Source organism: Streptomyces bugieae (genome assembly GCF_036352915.1).
Classification (GTDB): Bacteria; Actinomycetota; Actinomycetes; order Streptomycetales; family Streptomycetaceae; genus Streptomyces; species Streptomyces endophytica.
The window spans coordinates 1-482 of record NZ_JAZBJP010000111.1; the positions used below are offsets into that span (position 1 = coordinate 1).

A 482-nucleotide genomic window follows, 5' to 3' on the forward strand; every position below is an offset into this window, starting at 1 on the left:
CCCGGCGCACCTCTACCTCAAGCGCGCCAAGGCGGACTCGATCGCGTACGGCACGGCGGGCCGCCACCGCGAGGCCGTCGCTGAGCTGGCGGAGCTGCCGCGCCGTAGGACGTCCGTGAAGCCAAGGCCCTGGTGCACCCGCCTCGACCGGCGAGACGGGGTGTACCAGGGCCTTTTACGTGCTGTTTAATTGCATGCTGTTCGCAATAACAGTCGATCTTGAACAGGGATGTGCAGAGTATGACGGCCCGATCGATACGGGGGGCGGCCGCCGCCGCGCTGGTGACCGCACTGTCCCTGACCGCCGCAGCCTGCTCCAACCCGGACAGCCCCAAGGGCGGCGGCTCCGGCGCCGGCTCCACCTCGGCCGTCGTGGGCATCGCCTACGAGCCCGACAGCCTGAGCCCCCTGCTCGGCTACGGCAAGGACGGCAACTCCAAGATCTTCGACGGACTGCTCGCCCTGGACGAGGAGCTGAAGCT

Annotated in this window: 1 protein-coding gene and 1 pseudogene; both read left to right on the forward strand. The window is 68.7% G+C overall.

The genetic code is table 11. The annotated features are described in order from the left end of the window. The coding region (locus V2J85_RS40415; protein ID WP_330824366.1) for a hypothetical protein at nucleotides 1–190 on the forward strand (190 nt) is incomplete at its 5' end. Between the two features lie 50 nt (nucleotides 191–240). Beyond that, nucleotides 241–482: pseudogene (locus V2J85_RS40420) on the forward strand (ABC transporter substrate-binding protein); the annotation flags it as partial.